Genomic DNA, 4,096 nt, shown 5'->3' with positions numbered 1-4,096 from the left:
CCCCCGGGCCCGCACCGGCGGGCACCGCCGGCGCGCGCCGCGTGCGGGGCCTCAGGCCTCGCGCGCGGCGCGCGCCGCGCGTGCGGGGTCCTGGAAGGCGCGGGCGGAGGCGGCGACGTGCCGCTCCATGACCTCCGCCGCCCGCGCCGCGTCGCCGGAGGCGATGGCCCGGGCCACGCGGCGGTGCTCGGCCCACGCCCGCTGCCCCTGCTGCGGCACCGTCGTGGCGTACGCCCAGCGGATGCGGTCGGAGGCCCAGCGCAGCACCTGCGCCATGCTGCGCGCCCCGGAGGCGGTGGCGATGCGCTCGTGGAACTCCGCGTTCAGCCGCGCGCCGTCGGCGCGCCGCTCCTCGGCCACGGCCGCCAGGCCCTGCTCGACGAGGCGGTCGAGGTCGGCGACGAGCCCGCCGGCGCGGCCGGTGGCCACGAGCGCGGCGCAGCGGGCGGCGGTGACGCCCTCGGCCACGCGCCGCACCGCGTACAGGTCGGCGAGGTCCTCGACGGGGACCTGCGCCACGCGCGCGCCCGCGTTGGGGCGCAGCTCCACGAACCCCTCCCCCGCCAGCGCGCGCAGCGCTTCGCGCACCGGCACCCGGGAGGTGCCGTAGCGCTCCTGCAGCAGCGGCTCGGGCAGCCGCGAGCCCGGGGCGAGGACGCCGGTGAGGACGTCCGCGCGCAGGGCCGCGGTGACGCGCTCGGCGGAGGCGCCCACCTCAGGCGGCCCGGCCGGGGATGGCCGAGAGCAGCTCCGCGGTGTACTCGTGGCGGGGGTCGTCGAACACGTCGTCGATCCTGCCCCGCTCCACGACCCGCCCGCGCCGCATCACCAGCACGTCGTGGGCGACGTGGCGGGCCACGGCCAGGTCGTGGGTGATGAACAGGTAGCTCAGGCCCAGCTCGTCCTGCAACCGCTCCAGCAGCTGCAGCACCTGCTGCTGCACCAGCACGTCCAGGGCGGAGACCGCCTCGTCGCACACCACCAGCGCGGGGTCCAGCGCGAGGGCGCGGGCGATGGCCACGCGCTGGCGCTGCCCGCCGGACAGCTCCGCGGGCCGGCGCTGGGCCAGGGTGCGCGGCAGGGCGACGTGGTCGAGCAGCTCACCGACGCGGGTGCGCCGGCTGCGCGCGTCGCCGACGCGGAACACCCGCAGCGGCTCGTCGACCAGGCGCTCCACCGTCATCGTCGGGTCCAGGGAGCCGTGGGGGTCCTGGAACACCGGCTGCAGCTCGCGCCGGCCGCCGGTGGCGCGGACCTCGCCGGAGGTGGGCGCCTCCAGGCCCAGCACCAGCTTGGCGGTGGTGGACTTGCCCGAGCCGGACTCGCCGACGACGGCCGTGGTGGTGCCGCGCCGCACGGCGAAGGACACCCCGTCCACGGCGCGCAGCTTCTCGCGCTGCCCGCGCACCCGGTACTCCTTGACGAGGTCGCGCACGACGAGGACGGGTTCGGCGCGCGCGGCGGCGGCGGGCACCGCGCGCGGGGCGGTGCGGGCCGCGGCGGCGGGGGCGGCCGCCACCAGCCGGCGGGTGTACTCGTGCTGCGGGTCGTGCAGGACCGCGGGCGCCGGGCCGCGCTCCACGACGCGCCCGTCGGACATCACCACGACCTCGTCGCAGCGCTCGGCGGCCAGCGCCAGGTCGTGCGTGATGAGCAGCACCGAGGTGCCGCGGGCGGCGGTGAGGCGCTCCAGGCGGTCGAGGACCTGCCGCTGCACGGTGACGTCGAGCGCGGAGGTGGGCTCGTCGGCGACGAGCAGCTCCGGCTCGGCGGCCAGCGCCATCGCGATGAGCACGCGCTGGCGCATCCCGCCGGAGAACTCGTGCGGGTACTGCCGGGCGCGGCGGGCGGCGTCGGGGATGCCCGCCTCGGAGAGCAGCTCCACGGCCCGCGCGCGGGCGGCGGCGCCGCGGGCCAGGCCGTGCACCTCCAGGACCGCGGCGACCTGCCGGCCCACCCGCGCGGAGGGGTTGAGGTTGGACATCGGGTCCTGCGGCACGAGGCCGACCTGCCGGCCGCGCAGGCGCCGCAGCCGGCGCTCGTCACCGCCGCGCAGCGCGGCGGTGACGTCCTCGCCGCCGACGACGACGCGCCCGCCGGTGACGCGCCCGGTGCCGGGCAGCAGGCCCAGGACGGCGGCGGCGGTGGTGGACTTGCCCGAGCCGGAGGCGCCGACGACGGCCACGCGCTGCCCGCGGCGCACCACGAGGTCCACGCCGTGCACGACCCGCGCGGCGCCGGCGGCGGTGGTGTAGCCGACGTCGAGGCCCTCCACGCGCAGCAGCTCCCCGGCGCGGTCCTGCACGGGCCCCCGCACGGGGGCGCTCACCGGCCCGCCGCGTAGCCCTGGGCGCCGCGCGGGTTCGCGGCGGCGTGCAGGACGCCGGTGGCCGGGTCGCGCCCGACGCTGGAGAGCCGGCCCAGCGTCCAGGGCCCGGAGCGGGTCACGACGTGCCCGCGGCGCTCCAGGCCGGCGACGACGTCCTCGCCCAGGCGGGACTCCACCACGGCGCCGCCGGGGGTCCAGGTGCGCGGCCAGAACGAGCCGGGCATGGAGGTGGTGTGCAGGGAGGGCGCGTCGATGGCCTGCTGGGGCTCGTAGCCGCCCACGAGGCGGCGCAGCAGGTACACCAGCTGCCACTGGTCCTGCTGGTCGCCGCCGGGGGTGCCCAGCGCCTCCACGGGCACGCCGTCGCGCAGCAGCAGCGTGGGGGTCAGGGTGGTGCGCGGGCGCTGCCCGGGGCGCAGCGCGGAGGGGGAGGCCTCCTCCAGCCACGTCATCTGCAGCCGCGAGCCCAGGCAGAAGCCCAGCCCGGGGACGGTGGGCGAGGACTGCAGCCAGCCGCCGGAGGGGGTGGCGGAGACGACGTTGCCCCAGCGGTCGACGACGTCGACGTGGCAGGTGTCGCCGCGGGTGGTGCCCACGGCCTCCACGGTGGGCTCGCCCAGGGTGGGTTCGCCGACGCCGACGGCCTCGGGGGCCTCGGTGCGCAGCGGCGGCACGAACGGCTCGGCGCCGCCGACCCGCCCGGGGCGGAACTCGCGGCTGGCGCGCTCGGTGATCAGGGCGCGGCGCTCCTCGGCGTACTGCGGGGAGAGCAGGTGGGCGAGCACGGCCGGGTCGGCGGCGGAGCCGTAGTGGGCGTCGCGGTCGGCCAGGGCGAGCTTGAGGGCCTCCAGCACGACGTGGGCGCCGCGCTCGGTGGAGGGGTCCAGGTCGGCGTCGTCGAAGCCGTCGAGGATCGCCAGCGCCTGCAGCAGCACCGGGCCCTGCCCGAACGGGCCGGTCTTGGCCACGGTGGTGCCGCGGAACTCCAGCGTGCAGGCCGGCTCGTACCCGGCGGAGAACGCGGCGAAGTCGGCCACCTCGATCACGGCGGCGTGGTCGGTGCCGGAGGAGTGCCGGTGCGGGGTGCGCAGGAACTCCACGGCCTCGCGGGCCACGAACCCCTCGCGCCACTCGCGGCGGAACGCCTCGATGCGCCCCTCGCGGGTGCCCTCGCCCTCCCCGGCGGCGAGGAGGCGCTCCAGGGTGCGCGCCCAGGCGGGGTTGCGGACGACCTCGCCGGCCGCGGGCGGGCGCCCGTGCGGCATCCACAGCGCCGCCGAGGTGGGCCAGTGCTCGCGGAACAGGTCGGCGACGGAGGCGACGGTGGTGCCCACGCGGCCGACGACCGGGTGACCGTCGCGGGCGTAGCCGACGGCTGGTTCGAGGACGTCGGCCAGCTCCCAGGTGCCGTGGTCGCGCAGCAGCACCACCCAGGCGTCCACCGCGCCGGGCACGGCGGCGGCCAGCCCGCCGGCGCCGGGCACCAGGTCCAGGCCCTCGCCGCGGTAGTGCTCGATCGTGGCCGCCGCCGGGGCCGGGCCCTGCCCGTCCAGCACGACGGGTGCGGGGTCGGCGGCGGTGGCGAACACCGCGGTCATGTCGCCGCCGGGGCCGTTCAGGTGCGGTTCGACGACGTGCAGGACGAACGCGGCGGCCACGGCGGCGTCGAAGGCGTTGCCGCCGCGCTCCAGCACGGACTGCCCGGTGGCGGTGGCCAGCCAGTGCGTGGAGGCCGTCATGCCGAACGTGCCGCGCAGGGTGGGGCGG

Annotated in this window: 3 protein-coding genes; all 3 read right to left on the bottom strand. The window is 78.7% G+C overall.

Annotated features, from left to right (window positions below):
- Positions 1-51: 51 nt before the first annotated feature.
- Entirely contained in the window at positions 52-714 is a 663-nt protein-coding gene (locus GTR00_RS15895; RefSeq protein ID WP_166612566.1) for a GntR family transcriptional regulator, read from the bottom strand.
- A gap of 1 nt (position 715) precedes the next feature.
- A complete protein-coding gene (locus GTR00_RS15890; protein WP_166612565.1) occupies positions 716-2,329 on the bottom strand; it encodes a dipeptide ABC transporter ATP-binding protein in 1,614 nt (537 codons plus the stop codon).
- The coding region (locus GTR00_RS15885) for a gamma-glutamyltransferase family protein (RefSeq protein ID WP_205705940.1) at positions 2,326-4,096 on the bottom strand (1,771 nt) is incomplete at its 5' end. The genes GTR00_RS15890 and GTR00_RS15885, both read right to left, overlap by 4 nt.

The organism is Kineococcus indalonis (assembly GCF_009906395.1).
GTDB classification, from domain to species: domain Bacteria; phylum Actinomycetota; class Actinomycetes; order Actinomycetales; family Kineococcaceae; genus Kineococcus; species Kineococcus indalonis.
The sequence above is the reverse complement of the archived record's forward strand: the minus strand, read 5'-3'. Positions and strand labels throughout refer to the sequence as shown.